The 15,547-nt window shown below is 58.7% G+C and carries 18 protein-coding genes; 16 read left to right on the forward strand and 2 right to left on the reverse strand.

The genetic code is table 11. The features are described from left to right. Nucleotides 1–174: 174 nt before the first annotated feature. From rpmE to ML_RS05725, 15 genes are all read left to right on the forward strand, one after another. The gene (rpmE, locus tag ML_RS05655) at nt 175–429 is read left to right on the forward strand and encodes a 50S ribosomal protein L31 (RefSeq protein WP_010908151.1); all 255 of its coding nucleotides are present in this window, start codon (nt 175–177) and stop codon (nt 427–429) included. Between the two features lie 90 nt (nt 430–519). Continuing rightward, nucleotides 520–1,605 carry a peptide chain release factor 1 gene (gene prfA, locus ML_RS05660; RefSeq protein WP_010908152.1) on the forward strand — a complete coding sequence of 362 codons (1,086 nt, stop codon included), beginning with the start codon at nt 520–522 and terminating at the stop codon, nt 1,603–1,605. Further along, entirely contained in the window at nt 1,602–2,468 is an 867-nt protein-coding gene (prmC, locus tag ML_RS05665) for a peptide chain release factor N(5)-glutamine methyltransferase (RefSeq protein ID WP_010908153.1), read from the forward strand. Before prfA ends, prmC begins: the two co-directional genes overlap by 4 nt. Nucleotides 2,469–2,516: 48 nt before the next feature. Next, a complete protein-coding gene (locus ML_RS05670) occupies nt 2,517–3,170 on the forward strand; it encodes an L-threonylcarbamoyladenylate synthase (protein WP_041322625.1) in 654 nt (217 codons plus the stop codon). Between the two features lie 33 nt (nt 3,171–3,203). Continuing rightward, nucleotides 3,204–4,400 (forward strand): glycosyltransferase family 4 protein, encoded by a 1,197-nt coding sequence (locus ML_RS05675; RefSeq protein ID WP_111481138.1) that lies wholly within the window; start codon nt 3,204–3,206, stop codon nt 4,398–4,400. A gap of 262 nt (nt 4,401–4,662) precedes the next feature. After that, on the forward strand, nt 4,663–5,124 hold the full coding sequence (locus tag ML_RS05680) for an ATP synthase subunit I (protein WP_010908156.1): 462 nt from the start codon (nt 4,663–4,665) through the stop codon (nt 5,122–5,124). Further along, nucleotides 5,121–5,876, forward strand: coding sequence for a F0F1 ATP synthase subunit A (gene atpB / locus ML_RS05685; RefSeq protein ID WP_010908157.1), 756 nt, complete (start codon nt 5,121–5,123; stop codon nt 5,874–5,876). The genes ML_RS05680 and atpB overlap by 4 nt, the downstream gene beginning before the upstream one ends. 95 nt (nt 5,877–5,971) lie before the next feature. Continuing rightward, the gene (locus ML_RS05690) at nt 5,972–6,217 is read left to right on the forward strand and encodes a F0F1 ATP synthase subunit C (RefSeq protein ID WP_010908158.1); all 246 of its coding nucleotides are present in this window, start codon (nt 5,972–5,974) and stop codon (nt 6,215–6,217) included. Nucleotides 6,218–6,238: 21 nt separating this feature from the next. Next, the gene (locus ML_RS05695; RefSeq protein ID WP_010908159.1) at nt 6,239–6,751 is read left to right on the forward strand and encodes a F0F1 ATP synthase subunit B; all 513 of its coding nucleotides are present in this window, start codon (nt 6,239–6,241) and stop codon (nt 6,749–6,751) included. Between the two features lie 5 nt (nt 6,752–6,756). After that, nucleotides 6,757–8,097 (forward strand): F0F1 ATP synthase subunit B/delta, encoded by a 1,341-nt coding sequence (locus ML_RS05700; protein WP_010908160.1) that lies wholly within the window; start codon nt 6,757–6,759, stop codon nt 8,095–8,097. A gap of 61 nt (nt 8,098–8,158) precedes the next feature. After that, nucleotides 8,159–9,835, forward strand: coding sequence for a F0F1 ATP synthase subunit alpha (gene atpA / locus ML_RS05705; RefSeq protein ID WP_010908161.1), 1,677 nt, complete (start codon nt 8,159–8,161; stop codon nt 9,833–9,835). Nucleotides 9,836–9,852: 17 nt separating this feature from the next. Further along, nucleotides 9,853–10,749, forward strand: a complete 897-nt coding sequence (locus tag ML_RS05710; RefSeq protein WP_010908162.1) for a F0F1 ATP synthase subunit gamma — start codon at nt 9,853–9,855, stop codon at nt 10,747–10,749. A 26-nt stretch (nt 10,750–10,775) separates the two neighbouring features. Continuing rightward, a complete protein-coding gene (gene atpD / locus ML_RS05715; RefSeq protein WP_010908163.1) occupies nt 10,776–12,233 on the forward strand; it encodes a F0F1 ATP synthase subunit beta in 1,458 nt (485 codons plus the stop codon). A 32-nt stretch (nt 12,234–12,265) separates the two neighbouring features. Beyond that, nucleotides 12,266–12,631, forward strand: coding sequence for a F0F1 ATP synthase subunit epsilon (locus tag ML_RS05720; RefSeq protein ID WP_010908164.1), 366 nt, complete (start codon nt 12,266–12,268; stop codon nt 12,629–12,631). A gap of 6 nt (nt 12,632–12,637) precedes the next feature. After that, a complete protein-coding gene (locus ML_RS05725; protein ID WP_010908165.1) occupies nt 12,638–13,081 on the forward strand; it encodes a DUF2550 domain-containing protein in 444 nt (147 codons plus the stop codon). A 138-nt stretch (nt 13,082–13,219) separates the two neighbouring features. Here the strand turns inward: ML_RS05725 and ML_RS13970 are convergent, their stop codons facing one another. Together ML_RS13970 and ML_RS05730 are read right to left on the reverse strand one after the other, a co-directional pair. Next, on the reverse strand, nt 13,220–13,375 hold the full coding sequence (locus tag ML_RS13970) for a hypothetical protein (protein WP_010908166.1): 156 nt from the start codon (nt 13,373–13,375) through the stop codon (nt 13,220–13,222). Nucleotides 13,376–13,587: 212 nt separating this feature from the next. Beyond that, a complete protein-coding gene (locus tag ML_RS05730; protein ID WP_010908167.1) occupies nt 13,588–14,163 on the reverse strand; it encodes a cob(I)yrinic acid a,c-diamide adenosyltransferase in 576 nt (191 codons plus the stop codon). A gap of 117 nt (nt 14,164–14,280) precedes the next feature. On the opposite strand from ML_RS05730, the gene murA reads away from it, so the two are divergent. Continuing rightward, nucleotides 14,281–15,537, forward strand: coding sequence for a UDP-N-acetylglucosamine 1-carboxyvinyltransferase (murA, locus tag ML_RS05735; RefSeq protein ID WP_010908168.1), 1,257 nt, complete (start codon nt 14,281–14,283; stop codon nt 15,535–15,537). Nucleotides 15,538–15,547 lie beyond the last annotated feature (10 nt).

Genomic DNA, 15,547 nt, shown 5'->3' on the forward strand with positions numbered 1-15,547 from the left:
TCTTGGCCAATTGGTCGGGAATGCACGGGCGCATCTGGGTGTTTGGGGTGGTGGCGGTTGACCTGGCATAATTGGCGGTCGACCACTACCGAACCACCTCCGGTTTTCGGAGTTCCTGCCTGGCTGCCGGATCGACACGGGGACCAGGGCGGTAGACGACCAAATAGGGATACTATGAAAGCTAATATTCATCCCGCCTACGCGGAGACCACCGTGGTCTGCGGATGCGGCAACACCTTCCAAACACGCAGCACCAAGCCGGGAGGCCGCATTGTGGTCGAGGTTTGCTCGCAGTGCCACCCGTTCTACACGGGCAAGCAGAAGATTTTGGACAGCGGCGGCCGGGTTGCCCGCTTCGAAAAGCGCTATGGCAAACGCAAGGTTGGGGTGGACCAGGTGGCTGCGTACCCGGAGCAGAACAATAAATAGCTGGCTCACTGCCGTCCGAACTGTGCGTGAACCTGCACAGGCCGGGTGTCGTTTCGTGTTTGGTGGTAGCAGTTTGCGGTAGGAGTTGATATGGCGCAGCCGGTGCAATCGATCGACGTGTTGCTTATCGAACACGCTGAACTTGAGCTTGCATTGGCAGACCCGGAACTGCACAGCAATCCCGCCGAGGCGCGCAAAGCCGGACGTCGGTTCGCCCGATTGGCCCCGATCGTGGCCACGCACCGCAAGCTGATATCGGCGCGCGACGATTTGCAGACCGCACGTGAACTCGCCGCCGGCGATGAGTCGTTCGCTGACGAGATCGCCGAACTGGAATCACGGATAGCCGAACTAACTACCCAACTCACTGACATGCTGGCGCCACATGACCCGCATGGCCCCGACGACATAGTGCTTGAAGTGAAATCCGGCGAGGGTGGTGAAGAGTCGGCCTTGTTCGCTGCTGACCTTGCGAGGATGTACATCCGCTACGCCGAACGGCACGGTTGGACGGTGACGGTGCTGGACGAAACCACCTCGGATCTGGGCGGCTATAAGGACGCGACGTTAGCGATTTCTCATAAGGGTGCCAGTGATGGTGACGCTGTCGACGGGGTGTGGTCGCGAATGAAGTTCGAAGGCGGGGTGCACCGGGTGCAACGGGTACCGGTAACGGAATCCCAAGGCCGTGTGCATACTTCGGCAGCGGGCGTGCTGGTCTATCCGGAACCCGAGGAAATAGGTGAAGTGCACATCGACGAGTCGGATCTGCGCATCGATGTCTACCGGTCTTCAGGCAAAGGCGGCCAAGGCGTTAATACAACCGATTCCGCGGTGCGGATCACTCATCTACCTACCGGGGTTGTTGTCACCTGTCAAAACGAACGGTCGCAGCTGCAGAACAAGACACGTGCGTTGCAGGTGTTGGCCGCCCGCCTGCAGGCAATGGCCGAGGAGCAAGCACTAGCCAACGCGTCGGCGGATCGGGCCAGCCAGATTCGCACGGTGGACCGTAGTGAACGCATTCGCACCTACAACTTCCCGGAGAACCGGATCACGGATCACCGAATCGGTTACAAGGCACACAATCTCGATCAGGTCCTAGACGGTGACCTGGATGCGCTTTTTGACGCGTTAAGTGCTGCTGATAAGCAGTCAAGGTTGCAACAGGTATGATGATTCGGCTGCGGCGTGCGATTGATTCTGCTGTGACGCAGCTCGAGGAAGCGGGGATCGGTTCTGCGCGTTGCGATGCCGAGCAGCTGGCCGCTCACCTGGCTGGCACCGACCGCGGTCGGCTGGCCTTACTTGACACGCCCGGGGAGGAGTTTTTCAGGCGTTACAGCGACGCCGTTGCCGCGCGGTCGCGGCGGGTGCCGTTGCAGCATCTCATCGGTACGGTGTCGTTCGGGCCAGTAGTGCTGCATGTCGGCCCGGATGTATTCATACCGCGCCCAGAGACCGAGGCCATATTGGCGTGGGTGATGGCACAGCGGCTGCCGGAGCGGCCAGTGATTGTGGATGCGTGTACTGGATCCGGCGCTTTAGCGGTCGCGCTGGCTCACCATCGGCCTGCGGCACGAGTGATTGGCATCGACGATTCCGATTCGGCCCTGGACTACGCACGCCGCAATGCTGAAGGCACCGCAGTAGAATGCGTGCGTGCCGATGTCACCACCCCGGCTCTGTTGCCTGAACTTGATGGATGCGTCGATCTCTTTGTGGCCAACCCACCCTACGTTCCTGACGATCCAGTAGTGCAATCCATTCTGGAACCTGAAGTGACCCAATATGATCCGCGTCACGCGGTATTTGGCGGTCCGGACGGAATGGCGCTGACGGCTGACATTGTCGGTCTAGCCGGGCGTTGGCTGCGCCCTGGTGGTTTATTCGCCGTCGAGCATGACGACAGCACGTCGGTGCCAACGCTTGACTTGGTCTACCGAACAGATCTTTTCGACGATGTCTTGACCCACAGAGATCTAGCCGGTCGGCCAAGGTTTGTGACGGCCCGCAGGCGGGAAAGCTGGAGCGCATGAATTGCGTCGCGACGATGCAGAGCGTAGGGATGAGGAGAAGTGGTACGCATGAATGAGGTGTTCGATTGTGCTGACCCAGACCAGCGTGCGCGTGGGATCGCTTCGGCGGTCGCGGCGCTCAAGGGTGGTCGACTGGTTGTCATGCCGACGGACACTGTCTACGGCATCGGCGCTGACGCCTTCGACCGCGCCGCAGTGGCCGCACTGCTGTCGGCGAAGGGACGAGGACGTGACATGCCGGTGGGTGTCCTGGTGGGCTCCTGGCACACCATTGAAGGTCTGGTCTATACGATGCCTGACGGGGCCCGTGAGCTGATCCGCGCATTCTGGCCGGGTGCGCTGAGTCTGGTAGTGGTGCACGCGCCATCGTTGAATTGGGATCTCGGCGATGCGCACGGCACCGTGATGCTGCGAATGCCGTTGCACTCGGTTGCCATCGAATTATTGTGTGAGGTTGGCCCGATGGCGGTTTCCAGTGCCAACGTCTCCGGTCAGCCGGCAGCGGTCGACGTCGACGGGGCGCGGGGTCAACTCGGAGAGCTGGTCGGGGTCTATCTGGATGCCGGTCCGTCCGCGCAGCAGGCCGCCTCGACTATCGTCGACTTGACCGAAGCAACCCCGCGGATCCTGCGAGCCGGCCCAGTGAGCGTTGCGCGGATCGCGGAGGTGCTAGGGGTGGTTCCCGCGAGTCTGATCGCCTAAACTGGCCAGCGCGGTTAGGCGGGTCTCAGGTTGGTGCAGTACGTTCGCGAGATGTCCAGCGACCTAGCCACCTTTGCCAGTGGTTTGCTCGCCTTGTTTGAGCGTAGTGCTGGTGTCCCGCTGCGCGAGCTTGCATTGGTCGGACTGACCGCCGCGATCATCACTTACTTCGCAACTGGGCTGGTAGGGGTGTTAGCCAACCGCTTGGAAGCGGTCGCTTATCCTCGCGAACGCGATGTTCATGTGACGCCAACCCCACGGATGGGTGGGCTGGCCATGTATCTCGGCGTTTTGGCTGCTGTCTTTCTGGCTTCTCAGCTTCCGGCGCTTACCCGCGGGTTCGTCTATTCCTCGGGCATGCCCGCGGTATTGGTGGCTGGTGCGGTGATCACGGGTATCGGACTGATCGACGACCGCTGGGGTCTGGACGCACTGACGAAGTTTGCGGGTCAGATCACCGCAGCCAGCGTGCTGGTCACCATGGGAGTTGCTTGGAGTGTCCTCTATATCCCGCTGGGTGGCGTCGGCACTATCGTGTTGGACCAGACCTCCTCGATTTTGCTTACCTTGGCGTTGACCGTGTCGATCGTTAACGCGATTAACTTCGTCGACGGACTCGACGGACTGGCCGCCGGGTTGGGGCTCATTACCGCGATGGCAATCTGCATATTCTCGGTTGGCTTGCTTCGTGACCATGATGGTGACGTGTTGTTTTATCCGCCGGCGGTGATTTCGGTGGTACTTGCGGGATCCTGTCTGGGTTTCCTGCCGCACAACTTTCACCGGGCCAAGATCTTCATGGGTGATTCCGGGTCGATGTTGGTAGGCTTAATGCTTGCGGCGGCCTCTACGACCGCTGCTGGACCGATCTCGCAGAACGCTTACGGCACTCGCGATGTGTTTGCTCTGCTGTCACCGTTCCTGCTGGTGGTGGCGGTCATGTTTGTGCCTATGCTCGACTTGCTGCTAGCGATCGTGCGTCGTATTCGCGCGGGTCGTAGCGCCTTTAGCCCCGACAAGATGCATTTGCACCATCGGCTGCTGCAGATCGGACACTCGCATCGTCGTGTGGTGCTGCTGATCTACCTTTGGGTGGGCATCGTCGCATTCGGTGCGGCAAGCACGATTTTCTTCAACCCGCGTAACACCGGAGCGGTCATGTTGGGCGCAATTGTGATCACTGGCATGGCGACGGTGATCCCGCTGTTGCGCCGTCGCGACAACTATTAGGACCATGCCTAGGAGGCTTTTACTACCGATAGTAGTAGTGATGTCTATTAGTGTGGTACACTGCTGCCAGAGCCCCGAAATAAATTTCTCGGGTTCCCGTTTCCGGGTTATTGGATTCCTGTTCGAGCGTGCCGCTGTACTACCGACACAGGGAGCAACCCCTTGGGTAATTTCCAGCACGACGGCTGCGATACGCTCTGCGGGCCACCGATCGGTTGGTTGAGTGGTTACGATTCTATCAACCCGGGATTGAGGTAGCGCAGTGACGACACCAGCGCAGGACGCCCCGTTGGTGTTGCCCGCTGTTGCTTTCCGTCCGGTTCGGCTTTTTATCATCAACATTGTCTTAACCGGGTTAGCGATGCTCGCCGCTGGTTTGTCCGGTCATCTAATGGTCGGCGTCTTTTTTGGTATTGGGCTTTTATTAGGTTTGCTCAACGCTCTCTTGGTACGGTGTTCAGTCGAGTCGATCACGGCTCAAGGCCATCCGTTGAAAAGATCAATGGCGCTTAACTCTGCGTCACGGTTGGCGATCATCACTGTCTTTGGGTTGATCATCGCGTACGCTTTTCCCCTGGCTGGCTTAGGCGTGGTGTTCGGGTTGGCGCTGTTTCAGGTGCTATTGGTGTTATCGACCATGCTGCCGGTCTGGAGGAAGTTCCGCTTCGGGGAAGCGGACGGCGGTGTACTCAAAGGATCAGAAGGTGAGGAGCAGCAGCGATGACTGAGACAATCCTATCCGGAGGTCAAATCGAGGTCGGCGAGCACCACACCACCACCTGGTTTGGGATGACCGTCAACACCGATACGGTGCTCTCCACTGCGATCGCGGCGGCGATCGTAATCGCGCTGGCTTTCTTCTTGCGTACCAAGGTCAACTCAACAGGTGTTCCTTGTGGCATGCAGTTGTTCTGGGAGGCGATCACGGTACAGATGCGCACTCAGATCGAGAGCGCTATCGGCATGCGGATTGCCCCGTTCGTGCTGCCGTTGGCGGTCACGATCTTCGTGTTCATCCTGATCTCCAACTGGCTCTCGGTGCTGCCGCTGCAATACACCAACGCAGATGGGCACACCACCGAGGTGCTCAGTTCGGCGGCGGCCGACATCAATTACGTGCTGGCGCTGGCGTTTTTCGTCTTCGTCTGCTATCACTTGGCGGGTATCTGGCGTCGCGGCATTGTCGGGCATCCGGTGGCGGTGCTCAAAGGTCACGTGGCGTTCTTGGCGCCGATTAACCTGGTTGAAGAAATCACAAAGCCCATTTCGTTGTCGCTTCGACTTTTCGGCAATATCTTCGCCGGCGGGATCCTGGTTACCCTGATCGCACTGTTCCCTCCGTACATTATGTGGGCGCCGAATGCGATCTGGAAGTCTTTCGACCTGTTCGTGGGCGCCATTCAGGCATTCATTTTCTCAATTCTGACCATCTTGTATTTCAGCCAAGCCATGGAGGTTGAGGACCATCATGACTAAAAACGCCACGCATTATCCTGGCCCACAAGCCACTACTTCAAGCCAGGTAGACCGCTACACAGATAGTAGCTATTGAGGTATAAGGAGGACAAAGTATGGATCCCATGATCGCTCAGGGTGCACTTATCGGTGGTGGCCTGATCATGGCTGGTGGTGCAATCGGCGCCGGTATCGGTGACGGTATGGCAGGCAATGCGCTGGTTTCGGGTATTGCCCGGCAACCTGAGGCGCAAAGCCGCTTGTTCACACCGTTCTTCATCACCGTTGGCTTGGTTGAGGCAGCCTACTTCATCAACCTAGCGTTTATGGCGTTGTTCGTCTTCGCCACACCCGTCAAATAATTTGGTTATGATGGGTTGTCAATGTTTGAAGTGAGCGCGATCGTTTTTGCCGTCAGTCAGGCAGCAGAGGAAGGCAAAAGTAGCAACTTCCTCCTCCCGAACGGCACCTTCTTCTTCGTGCTGGCCATTTTCCTAGTGGTGCTTGGCGTGATCGGCACTTTCGTCGTGCCGCCGATCCTGAAGGTACTGCAGGAACGCGACGCCATGGTCGCCAAAACTGATGCTGACAGCAAGATGTCGGCCGCGCAATTCGCTGCCGCCCAGGCTGACTACGAAGCAGCCATGAAGGAAGCGCGAGTCCAGTCGTCGTTTTTGCGAGACAATGCCCGAGTAGACGGCCGTAAGTCCATCGAAGAAGCGCGTGTCCGCGCTGAGCAGCACGTAGTGTCGACGTTGCAAATTGCAGGTGAGCAAATAAAGCGGGAACGAGATGCGGTGGAACTGGATCTGCGCGCCAAAGCAGGCGCCATGTCGCTGATCCTGGCCAGTCGAATCCTGGGCGTTGACATCACCGCTTCCGTTGTGACGAGATAGCGTCAATGTCAACATTCATTGGTCAGTTGGTTGGCTTCGCTGCCATCGTCTATTTGGTGTGGTGGTATGTAGTGCCGCCGGTGTGCCGTTTGATGAGAGCTCGGCGGGACGCGGTGCGCCAGCAGTTGACTGAGGCGGCCGAGGCCGCAGATCGGCTAGTTGAAGCGAGCCAGGCCCATACCAAGGCCACCGAAGACGCCAAGGTCGAGGCCCAGCGTGTCGTCAAAGAGGCTGTCGAAGACGCCAAGCGCATTGTTGAGCAATTGCAAGCCCAGGCCGATGTCGAGGCGGAACGCATCAAGCTACAGGGAGCTCGCCAAGTCGAACTGCTACGGGCCCAGTTGACCCGTCAGCTTCGCCTGAAGTTTGGCCACGAATCTGTGCGCCAGGCAGCAGAATTGGTGCGCAATCACGTTGCCGATGCGGTGCAGCAGTCAGCCACTGTTGATCGCTTTCTCGATGACCTCGATGCCATGACTCCCAAGGGCGCCGACGTTGAGTATCCGTTGTTGGCGAAAATGCGTTCGGCCAGTCGGCGGGCGCTGGTCGACTTGGCGGATCGGTTCGGTGCCATCGCCAAGAGTCTGGACAATCAAGCGCTATATACTCTTGCCGGCGAACTGGTGTCGGTTGCCAAAATGCTGGACCGCGAAATCGTGGTGACTCGGTATCTCACCGTGCCCGTCGAGGATGAGGCGCCCCGGGTCAAGTTGATCGACCGATTGGTATCCGCCCATGTCGGCGACCCGACGATGGAGATACTGCGGGCGGCCGTATCGGAGCGTTGGTCGGCCAATACCGACCTGGTCGATGCCCTCGAGCACATCTCGCGCCAAGCGCTATTGGAAGTCGCCGAACGTGAGGACCAGATCGACGAGGTCGAAGACCAGGTGTTCCGGTTTTCTCGCATTCTCGACGTTGCGCCGCGACTTGCCATCTTGTTGGATGACTACGCGGTGCCAGCCGACAGTCGGGTTCGGTTGCTGTGCAATGTGCTGCAGAGCGCGAGTAGCGTGGTCAATCCGATCGCGGTCGCCCTGTTGTCCCAGACAGTCGAGTTATTAAGAGGTCAGCCGGCCAAGGAAGCCATACTGTTTTTGGCCGAAGTTGCCGTGGCTCGGCGTGGTGAAGTCGTAGCGCAAGTCAGTGCGGCGGCCGAGATCAGCGATGCCCAGCGCACGCGGCTTACCGAAGTGCTCAGTCGCATCTATGGCCATCCCGTGACCGTGCAGATGCAAATCGACGCTGCACTGCTGGGTGGGCTCTCAATCGTGGTGGGTGATGAGGTGATCGACGGTACTCTCTCGTCTTGTCTGGTCGCCGCTGAGGCTGCGTTGCCCGACTGAACACGAACTAGTCACTAAATCCGCGCGAAAGACGAAAATCAAGTAGGAAGACGAAAAAGCCATGGCCGAGTTGACAATCTCCGCTGACGACATTCAGAACGCGATCGAAGAGTACGTAAGCTCCTTCACCGCCGACACGTTCCGCGAGGAAGTCGGTACCGTTGTCGACGTCGGGGACAGCATCGCGCACGTCGAGGGTTTGCCCTCCGTGATGACCCAGGAGCTGCTCGAGTTCCCCGGTGGGATCCTGGGTGTCGCACTCAACCTCGACGAACATAACGTTGGCGCGGTGATACTTGGTGACTTCGAAAACATCAAAGAAGGCCAAAAGGTCAAGCGTACCGGCGACGTTCTCTCGGTCCCCGTAGGGGAAGCGTTCATGGGGCGGGTGGTCAATCCGCTTGGTCAGCCGATCGACGGGCGCGGAGATATCGAGGCCGAGGCTCGGCGTGCGCTGGAACTTCAGGCGCCCTCGGTAGTCCAGCGGCAAAGCGTGAAAGAGCCGCTGCAAACTGGGATCAAGGCCATCGACGCGATGACTCCGATCGGTCGCGGACAGCGTCAGTTGGTCATCGGCGACCGCAAGACTGGCAAGACTGCGGTGTGTGTTGACACCATCCTCAACCAGCGCCAGAACTGGGAGAGCGGCGATCCCAAGCGGCAGGTGCGTTGTGTGTACGTGGCCATCGGGCAGAAAGGTACCACCATCGCTTCTGTCCGCCGCGCTCTGGAGGAGGGCGGAGCGATGGACTATACCACCATCGTTGCGGCGCTGGCATCAGATTCCGCTGGCTTCAAGTGGCTTGCGCCGTATACTGGTTCGGCGATCGCTCAGCACTGGATGTACGACGGTAAGCATGTGCTGATCGTCTTCGACGACCTTACCAAGCAGGCCGAGGCATACCGCGCTATCTCCTTGCTGTTGCGTCGCCCGCCGGGTCGCGAAGCTTATCCTGGTGACGTGTTCTACTTGCACTCGCGGTTGTTGGAGCGGTGCGCAAAGCTTGCTGACCACCTCGGTGGCGGCTCGCTGACGGGTTTGCCGATCATCGAAACCAAGGCCAATGACATTTCGGCCTACATCCCTACCAATGTCATCTCAATCACCGACGGGCAGTGCTTCCTAGAGACCGATCTGTTCAACCAGGGGGTCCGGCCGGCCATTAACGTCGGTGTCTCGGTGTCCCGGGTCGGCGGTGCTGCACAGATCAAGGCCATGAAGGAAGTGGCCGGCTCGCTGCGTCTGGACTTGTCGCAGTATCGTGAGCTAGAGGCTTTCGCTGCCTTTGCCTCGGACCTGGATGCCACCTCCAAGGCACAGTTGGAGCGTGGTGCGCGGCTGGTCGAATTGCTCAAACAACCGCAGTACCAGCCCATGCCCGTCGAGGAGCAAGTGATATCCCTCTTTTTGGGTACTGGCGGCCACCTGGACTCAGTGCCGGTCGGGGATGTCAGGCGGTTCGAAACCGAGCTGCTGGACCACATCCGGGTTGCACAAGAGGAAATTTTGACTGAGATTCGGGAGAGCCAGAAGCTCACCGACGAAGCCGCCGATTCACTCACTGAAGTCATCAAGAGCTTCAAGAAGGGTTTCGCGGCGACTGGTGGTGCATCGGTGGTGCCCAACGAGCACGTCGCAGCCCTCGATGAGGAGAAGTTGGACAAGGAATCAGTGAAAGTGCACCAGGCTATTCCAGCAAAGACTTCGGAGAAAAGCAAAAATAGCACACCCAGGTAATAGAGGGTAATGGAGATATGGCTGCCACACTTCGCGAACTACGCGGACGGATCCGTTCAGTGGGCTCGATCAAGAAGATCACCAAGGCCCAGGAGCTGATTGCGACGTCGCGTATCGCCAGAGCGCAAGTTCGCCTGGAGTCCGCCCGACCCTACGCTGTCGATATCACTCGAATGCTCACTACCCTGGCTTATGAGGCGGTTCTTGACCATCCATTGCTCGTCGCGAGTGCCACACCCAAGCGTGCCGGCGTGTTGGTGGTGTCCTCCGACCGTGGTCTGTGTGGCGCTTACAACGCCAACGTCTTCCGCCGCTCTGAGGAGTTGTTTTCGCTGCTGCGGGCGGAAGGCAAGACACCGATACTGTACGTGGTCGGCCGTAAAGCGCTGAATTACTACACTTTCCGCAACTGGGGCATCGCCGAGTCGTGGACTGGCTTTTCTGAACAACCCAAATATGAGAACGCCGCCAAAATCGCTTCGACGCTGGTCGATGTATTCATGCTCGGAAGCAGCGAGAGCGATGCAGGTGTCGATGAGCTACACATCGTCTTCACCGAATTTAAATCGATGCTGTCGCAGTCGACCAAGGCCCGTCGGATGGCTCCGATGGTCGTGGAATATGTCGAGGAGTCCAAGCTTCCGCGCACTCTGTACTCGTTTGAGCCAGATGCTACGACACTGTTCGAAGCGTTGCTACCGCGGTACCTGACTATCCGCGTGTACGCCGCGATGCTTGAATCCGCAGCATCGGAGCTGGCGTCGCGCCAACGGGCGATGAAATCGGCAACCGACAACGCGGACGATTTGATCAAGGCTCTGACGTTGGAGGCAAACCGTGAGCGACAGGCCCAGATTACCCAAGAGATAAGCGAAATCGTAGGCGGAGCAAATGCACTCGCCAATGCCCGCTAGGTAGCCCACAAGGAAACGAAGAGAATATGTCTACTACTAAGACGACGAAAATGACTGTAAAGACTGGAAGCAAGGGGACCAGCGGTCGCGTGGTACGGGTTACTGGTCCTGTCGTCGACGTCGAATTCCCGCACGGTTTTGTCCCGGAGTTGTTCAACGCGCTAAATGCGAAGACCACCTTCTCCTCGCTTGCCAAGACCCTCACGCTTGAGGTTGCGCAGCATCTCGGCGACAATTTAGTGCGCACCATCTCGTTGCAGCCTACCGACGGGCTGGTGCGCGGAGTTGAGGTAACCGACACTGGTAACTCGATCTCGGTGCCGGTTGGCGAGGGCGTCAAGGGTCATGTCTTCAACGCGCTGGGGTACTGCCTGGATGAGCCCGGGTACGGAGACGAGTTCGAGCACTGGTCGATTCACCGCAAGCCGCCTTCCTTCGAGGAGCTTGAGCCTCGTACTGAGATGCTCGAGACCGGCCTGAAGGTCGTGGATTTGCTGACTCCGTATGTGCGTGGCGGCAAGATCGCCTTGTTTGGCGGTGCTGGTGTGGGCAAGACAGTGCTAATCCAGGAGATGATCAACCGCATCGCCCGTAATTTCGGTGGTACATCGGTGTTCGCCGGAGTTGGGGAGCGTACTCGCGAAGGCAATGACCTGTGGGTCGAGCTTCAGGAAGTCAACGTGCTCAAGGACACCGCCCTGGTGTTCGGCCAGATGGATGAGCCTCCCGGCACCCGTATGCGGGTGGCACTGTCCGCGCTGACGATGGCGGAGTGGTTTCGCGACGAGGCGAGCCAGGATGTTCTGCTGTTCATCGACAACATCTTCCGATTCACCCAGGCTGGATCCGAAGTGTCGACGCTGCTCGGTCGTATGCCGTCGGCGGTAGGGTACCAGCCCACGCTGGCTGACGAGATGGGTGAGCTGCAGGAACGCATCACCTCGACACGAGGCCGGTCGATCACCTCGATGCAGGCCGTCTATGTGCCTGCCGATGACTACACTGACCCGGCGCCGGCAACGACGTTCGCGCACCTGGACGCCACTACTGAGCTGTCGCGTTCGGTGTTTGCCAAGGGCATCTTCCCTGCAGTGGACCCGCTGGCGTCGAGCTCTACCATTCTCGACCCCGGTATTGTTGGTGAAGAGCACTACCGTGTGGCCCAGGAAGTCATCCGGATTTTGCAGCGATACAAAGACCTCCAGGATATCATTGCGATCCTTGGCATCGACGAACTTTCTGAAGAGGACAAGCAATTGGTCAACCGAGCTCGGCGCATCGAGCGGTTTCTCTCTCAGAACATGATGGCGGCTGAACAATTCACTGGGCAGCCGGGTTCGACAGTTCCGGTGAAGGAGACCATCGACGCGTTCGACCGCTTGTGCAAGGGAGAGTTCGACCATGTGCCCGAGCAGGCCTTCTTCTTGATTGGTGGTCTCGACGACTTGACCAAGAAGGCCGAGAGCCTCGGCGCCAAGTTGTGACCCGGTCCAGCTAACAGCGAAAGGTGTTATGTATGGACGAATTGAACATCGAGATCGTTGCTGTTGACCGAAAGATCTGGTCGGGCAAGGGCACCTTTTTGTTCACCCGCACCACCGCCGGCGAGATCGGCATCCTGCCTCGCCATATCCCCATGGTGGCTCAATTGGTCGACGACAACATGGTGCGCATCGAACGGGAAGGCGAAAAAGACCTGCGGGTGGCAGTGGACGGCGGTTTTTTGTCGGTGACCGAGGAAAGGGTCAGCATTCTCGCCGAATCCGCCGAATTCGATTCGGAGATCGACGAAAATGCTGCCAAGCAGGATGCTGAGTCTGACGACCCACGTATCGCTGCCAGGGGTCGCGCCCGATTGCGCGCCGTCGGCGCGATCGACTAACTATCGATGAGCGCGCCCATGGTCGGCATGGTCGTGCTCGTCGTCACGTTGGGCGCAGCGGTTCTTGCCCTGAGCTATCGGTTATGGAAACTGCGCCAGGGCGGTACGGCTGGGATCATGCGAGACATCCCGGCGGTCGGAGGCCATGGCTGGCGCCATGGCGTGATCCGTTATCGGGGTGAGGCAGCCGCCTTTTACCGGCTGTCCAGTCTGCGGTTGTGGCCAGATCGCCGATTGAGCCGACGGGGTGTTGAGATTGTGGCTCGGCGTGGCCCGCGTGGCGATGAGTTCGATATTATGACCGACAAGATCGTCGTGTTGGAACTGCGCGATACGACGCAGGATCGCAGGTCAGGATACGAGATCGCCCTTGATCAGGGTGCACTGGCTGCGTTCTTGTCGTGGCTGGAGTCCCGACCTTCACCGCGCACACGGCGTCGCAGCGTCTGAAGCAGCCCATCCGGAAAAATTAAGTACTCGAACGGGTATAACAAGGCGCGACGGTCTGGTATCAGTACTCTTCGGGCTGGCACATCCCGCGCTGTTTCGCCTAATTGTCAGCGATAGTCGTTGAGATCCTCGACAATGCTATTCTCGTTCGCCGTAAACGTGGTCGGTGGAGGACTCTAGTACCCTGACTCCGGCCACCACTGTCCGCTCAAACTGGGTGCCCACGTCATTGACCCGGACCGTCATGACGTTTCCCGCCGTGTTAGCTTCGAATGGTTGTTTCTCGTCCCGCATATCGGCGACGATCCTTGCTCCGTCTGCGACGATGTTCAGCTGTGCTCGGTGGTTCTCGTCGATCCACGTTCACTCGACGAAGTCGAAGGCTGTGGTGAGTTACTGTATCGCAGTGTGTGTGTCCGGGTAGGCGAGTGCGGCATAACGGTCGCCGGAAGAATCGGACGATTGTTTTTCATGGTAATTCTCCTGTGTTACTACAGCTTTTGCCATCAGCCGCCTGGTCGCCACAGCACATCATTGCCTGTATTAGCCACCCGTGACAGGATAAAGAGCAGATCTGAGAGTCGGTTCAGGTATTTCGCGGGTAACATACTGACCACCCCCGGGTGAGCTTCGACAGCTGCCCACGCTGATCGTTCGGCTCGACGCGCCACGGTACGAGCGACGTGTAGTAGCGCTGACAACGGCGAACCACCTGGTAGCACAAATGAGTTCAGTGTTGGTAACGGTGTGTTGTATGTGTCGCACCACTCTTCAAGCCGATCAATGTGTGTCTGGGTGATCCTTAGCTGGGGATATTCGGGATTTCTCACCGAGTCTTGCATGGGGGTGGACAGGTCTGCGCCAGCGTCGAATAAGTCATTTTGGATCTGTTGCAGTACGTCAGTGATTTTTTGGTCGGGATTTCCCAGGGCAAGTGCGACGCCGATCGCGGAGTTGGTTTCGTCGCAATCCGCGTACGCCACGAGGCGGAGATCGGTTTTCGCGACTCGTGAGAAATCGCTCAACCCCGTCGTCCCGTTGTCGCCAGTGCGTGTGTAGATGCGGGTCAGATGTATTGCCATGACCAAACACGGTACTAAAGTCAACTAGCTTGGCTTCTCCTCACTCCGCTCAGCGGAGTGAGGAGAAGCCAAGCTAGTTGACTGACAAGCCGATACCGCTTCACTAGACTGACCCGGGTGGCAGAGCGATTCGTGGTGACCGGCGGCAACCGGTTGTCAGGCGAAGTCACCGTCGGAGGTGCCAAGAACAGCGTCCTCAAGCTTATGGCCGCGACTTTGTTGGCCGAAGGCACCAGCACGATCACCAATTGCCCCGACATCCTCGATGTGCCACTGATGGCGGAGGTGCTGCGGGGTCTAGGCGCCACTGTCGAACTCTATGGTGACGTTGCCAGAATCACTTCGCCTGATGAACCGAAGTACGATGCTGACTTCGCTGCCGTGCGGCAGTTCCGGGCTTCGGTCTGTGTGCTGGGGCCGCTGGTCGGCCGGTGCAAACAAGCCAGGGTCGCGCTTCCGGGCGGTGACGCTATCGGATCGCGTCCGCTAGATATGCATCAGGCTGGTCTACGGCAGCTGGGAGCACGCTGCAATATCGAGCACGGATGCGTGGTGGCTTCCGCAGAAACATTGCGCGGCGCTGAGATTCAGTTGGAGTTTCCTTCAGTGGGCGCTACCGAGAACATCCTGATGGCAGCTGTTGTGGCTGAGGGTGTGACCACAATTCACAATGCAGCCCGGGAACCCGACGTGGTTGACCTGTGCACGATGTTGAACCAGATGGGTGCACAGGTCGAAGGCGTGGGTTCGCCGACCATGACGATCACCGGCGTCCCGCGGCTCTACCCGACCGAACACCGCGTCATCGGAGACCGGATTGTAGCCGCTACGTGGGGCATTGCTGCTGCCATGACCCGCGGCGACATAGCTGTGACTGGCGTTGATCCTGCTCACCTTCAGCTAGTGTTGCATAAGTTGCATGACGCGGGTGCTACCGTAACCCAGACGGACGACAGCTTTCGCGTGGCCCAGTACGAGCGCCCGAAGGCCGTCAATGTGGCGACCTTGCCATTTCCCGGTTTTCCGACCGATTTGCAGCCAATGGCGATCGCTTTGACTTCGATCGCTGATGGCACGTCGATGATTACGGAGAATGTGTTTGAGGCACGATTCCGCTTTGTCGAAGAGATGATCCGGCTGGGTGCCGATGCCCGCACGGATGGGCACCATGCCGTTGTGCGGGGTCTTCCACAACTCTCGAGCGCGCCGGTCTGGTGTTCGGATATCCGTGCTGGTGCCGGTTTGGTACTCGCGGGACTTGTCGCTGATGGAGACACCGAGGTCTACGACGTTTTCCACATCGATCGCGGGTATCCATTGTTCGTGGAGAACCTGGCGAATTTAGGAGCCGAGATCGAGCGAGTATGCTTGTAGGTACTGCTCG

It is taken from the genome of Mycobacterium leprae TN (genome assembly GCF_000195855.1).
Lineage (GTDB): Bacteria > Actinomycetota > Actinomycetes > Mycobacteriales > Mycobacteriaceae > Mycobacterium > Mycobacterium leprae.

What these genes read in the sequence shown, in the direction of transcription:
- rpmE (WP_010908151.1), top strand. Translation starts at nt 175, where the DNA reads ATGAAAGCTAATATTCATCCCGCCTACGCGGAGACCACCGTGGTCTGC.
- prfA (WP_010908152.1), top strand. Translation starts at nt 520, where the DNA reads ATGGCGCAGCCGGTGCAATCGATCGACGTGTTGCTTATCGAACACGCT.
- prmC (WP_010908153.1), top strand. Translation starts at nt 1,602, where the DNA reads ATGATGATTCGGCTGCGGCGTGCGATTGATTCTGCTGTGACGCAGCTC.
- ML_RS05670 (WP_041322625.1), top strand. Translation starts at nt 2,517, where the DNA reads ATGAATGAGGTGTTCGATTGTGCTGACCCAGACCAGCGTGCGCGTGGG.
- atpB (WP_010908157.1), top strand. Translation starts at nt 5,121, where the DNA reads ATGACTGAGACAATCCTATCCGGAGGTCAAATCGAGGTCGGCGAGCAC.
- ML_RS05690 (WP_010908158.1), top strand. Translation starts at nt 5,972, where the DNA reads ATGGATCCCATGATCGCTCAGGGTGCACTTATCGGTGGTGGCCTGATC.
- ML_RS05695 (WP_010908159.1), top strand. Translation starts at nt 6,239, where the DNA reads ATGTTTGAAGTGAGCGCGATCGTTTTTGCCGTCAGTCAGGCAGCAGAG.
- ML_RS05700 (WP_010908160.1), top strand. Translation starts at nt 6,757, where the DNA reads ATGTCAACATTCATTGGTCAGTTGGTTGGCTTCGCTGCCATCGTCTAT.
- atpA (WP_010908161.1), top strand. Translation starts at nt 8,159, where the DNA reads ATGGCCGAGTTGACAATCTCCGCTGACGACATTCAGAACGCGATCGAA.
- ML_RS05710 (WP_010908162.1), top strand. Translation starts at nt 9,853, where the DNA reads ATGGCTGCCACACTTCGCGAACTACGCGGACGGATCCGTTCAGTGGGC.
- atpD (WP_010908163.1), top strand. Translation starts at nt 10,776, where the DNA reads ATGTCTACTACTAAGACGACGAAAATGACTGTAAAGACTGGAAGCAAG.
- ML_RS05720 (WP_010908164.1), top strand. Translation starts at nt 12,266, where the DNA reads ATGGACGAATTGAACATCGAGATCGTTGCTGTTGACCGAAAGATCTGG.
- ML_RS05725 (WP_010908165.1), top strand. Translation starts at nt 12,638, where the DNA reads ATGAGCGCGCCCATGGTCGGCATGGTCGTGCTCGTCGTCACGTTGGGC.
- ML_RS13970 (WP_010908166.1), bottom strand. Translation starts at nt 13,375, where the DNA reads ATGCGGGACGAGAAACAACCATTCGAAGCTAACACGGCGGGAAACGTC.
- ML_RS05730 (WP_010908167.1), bottom strand. Translation starts at nt 14,163, where the DNA reads ATGGCAATACATCTGACCCGCATCTACACACGCACTGGCGACAACGGG.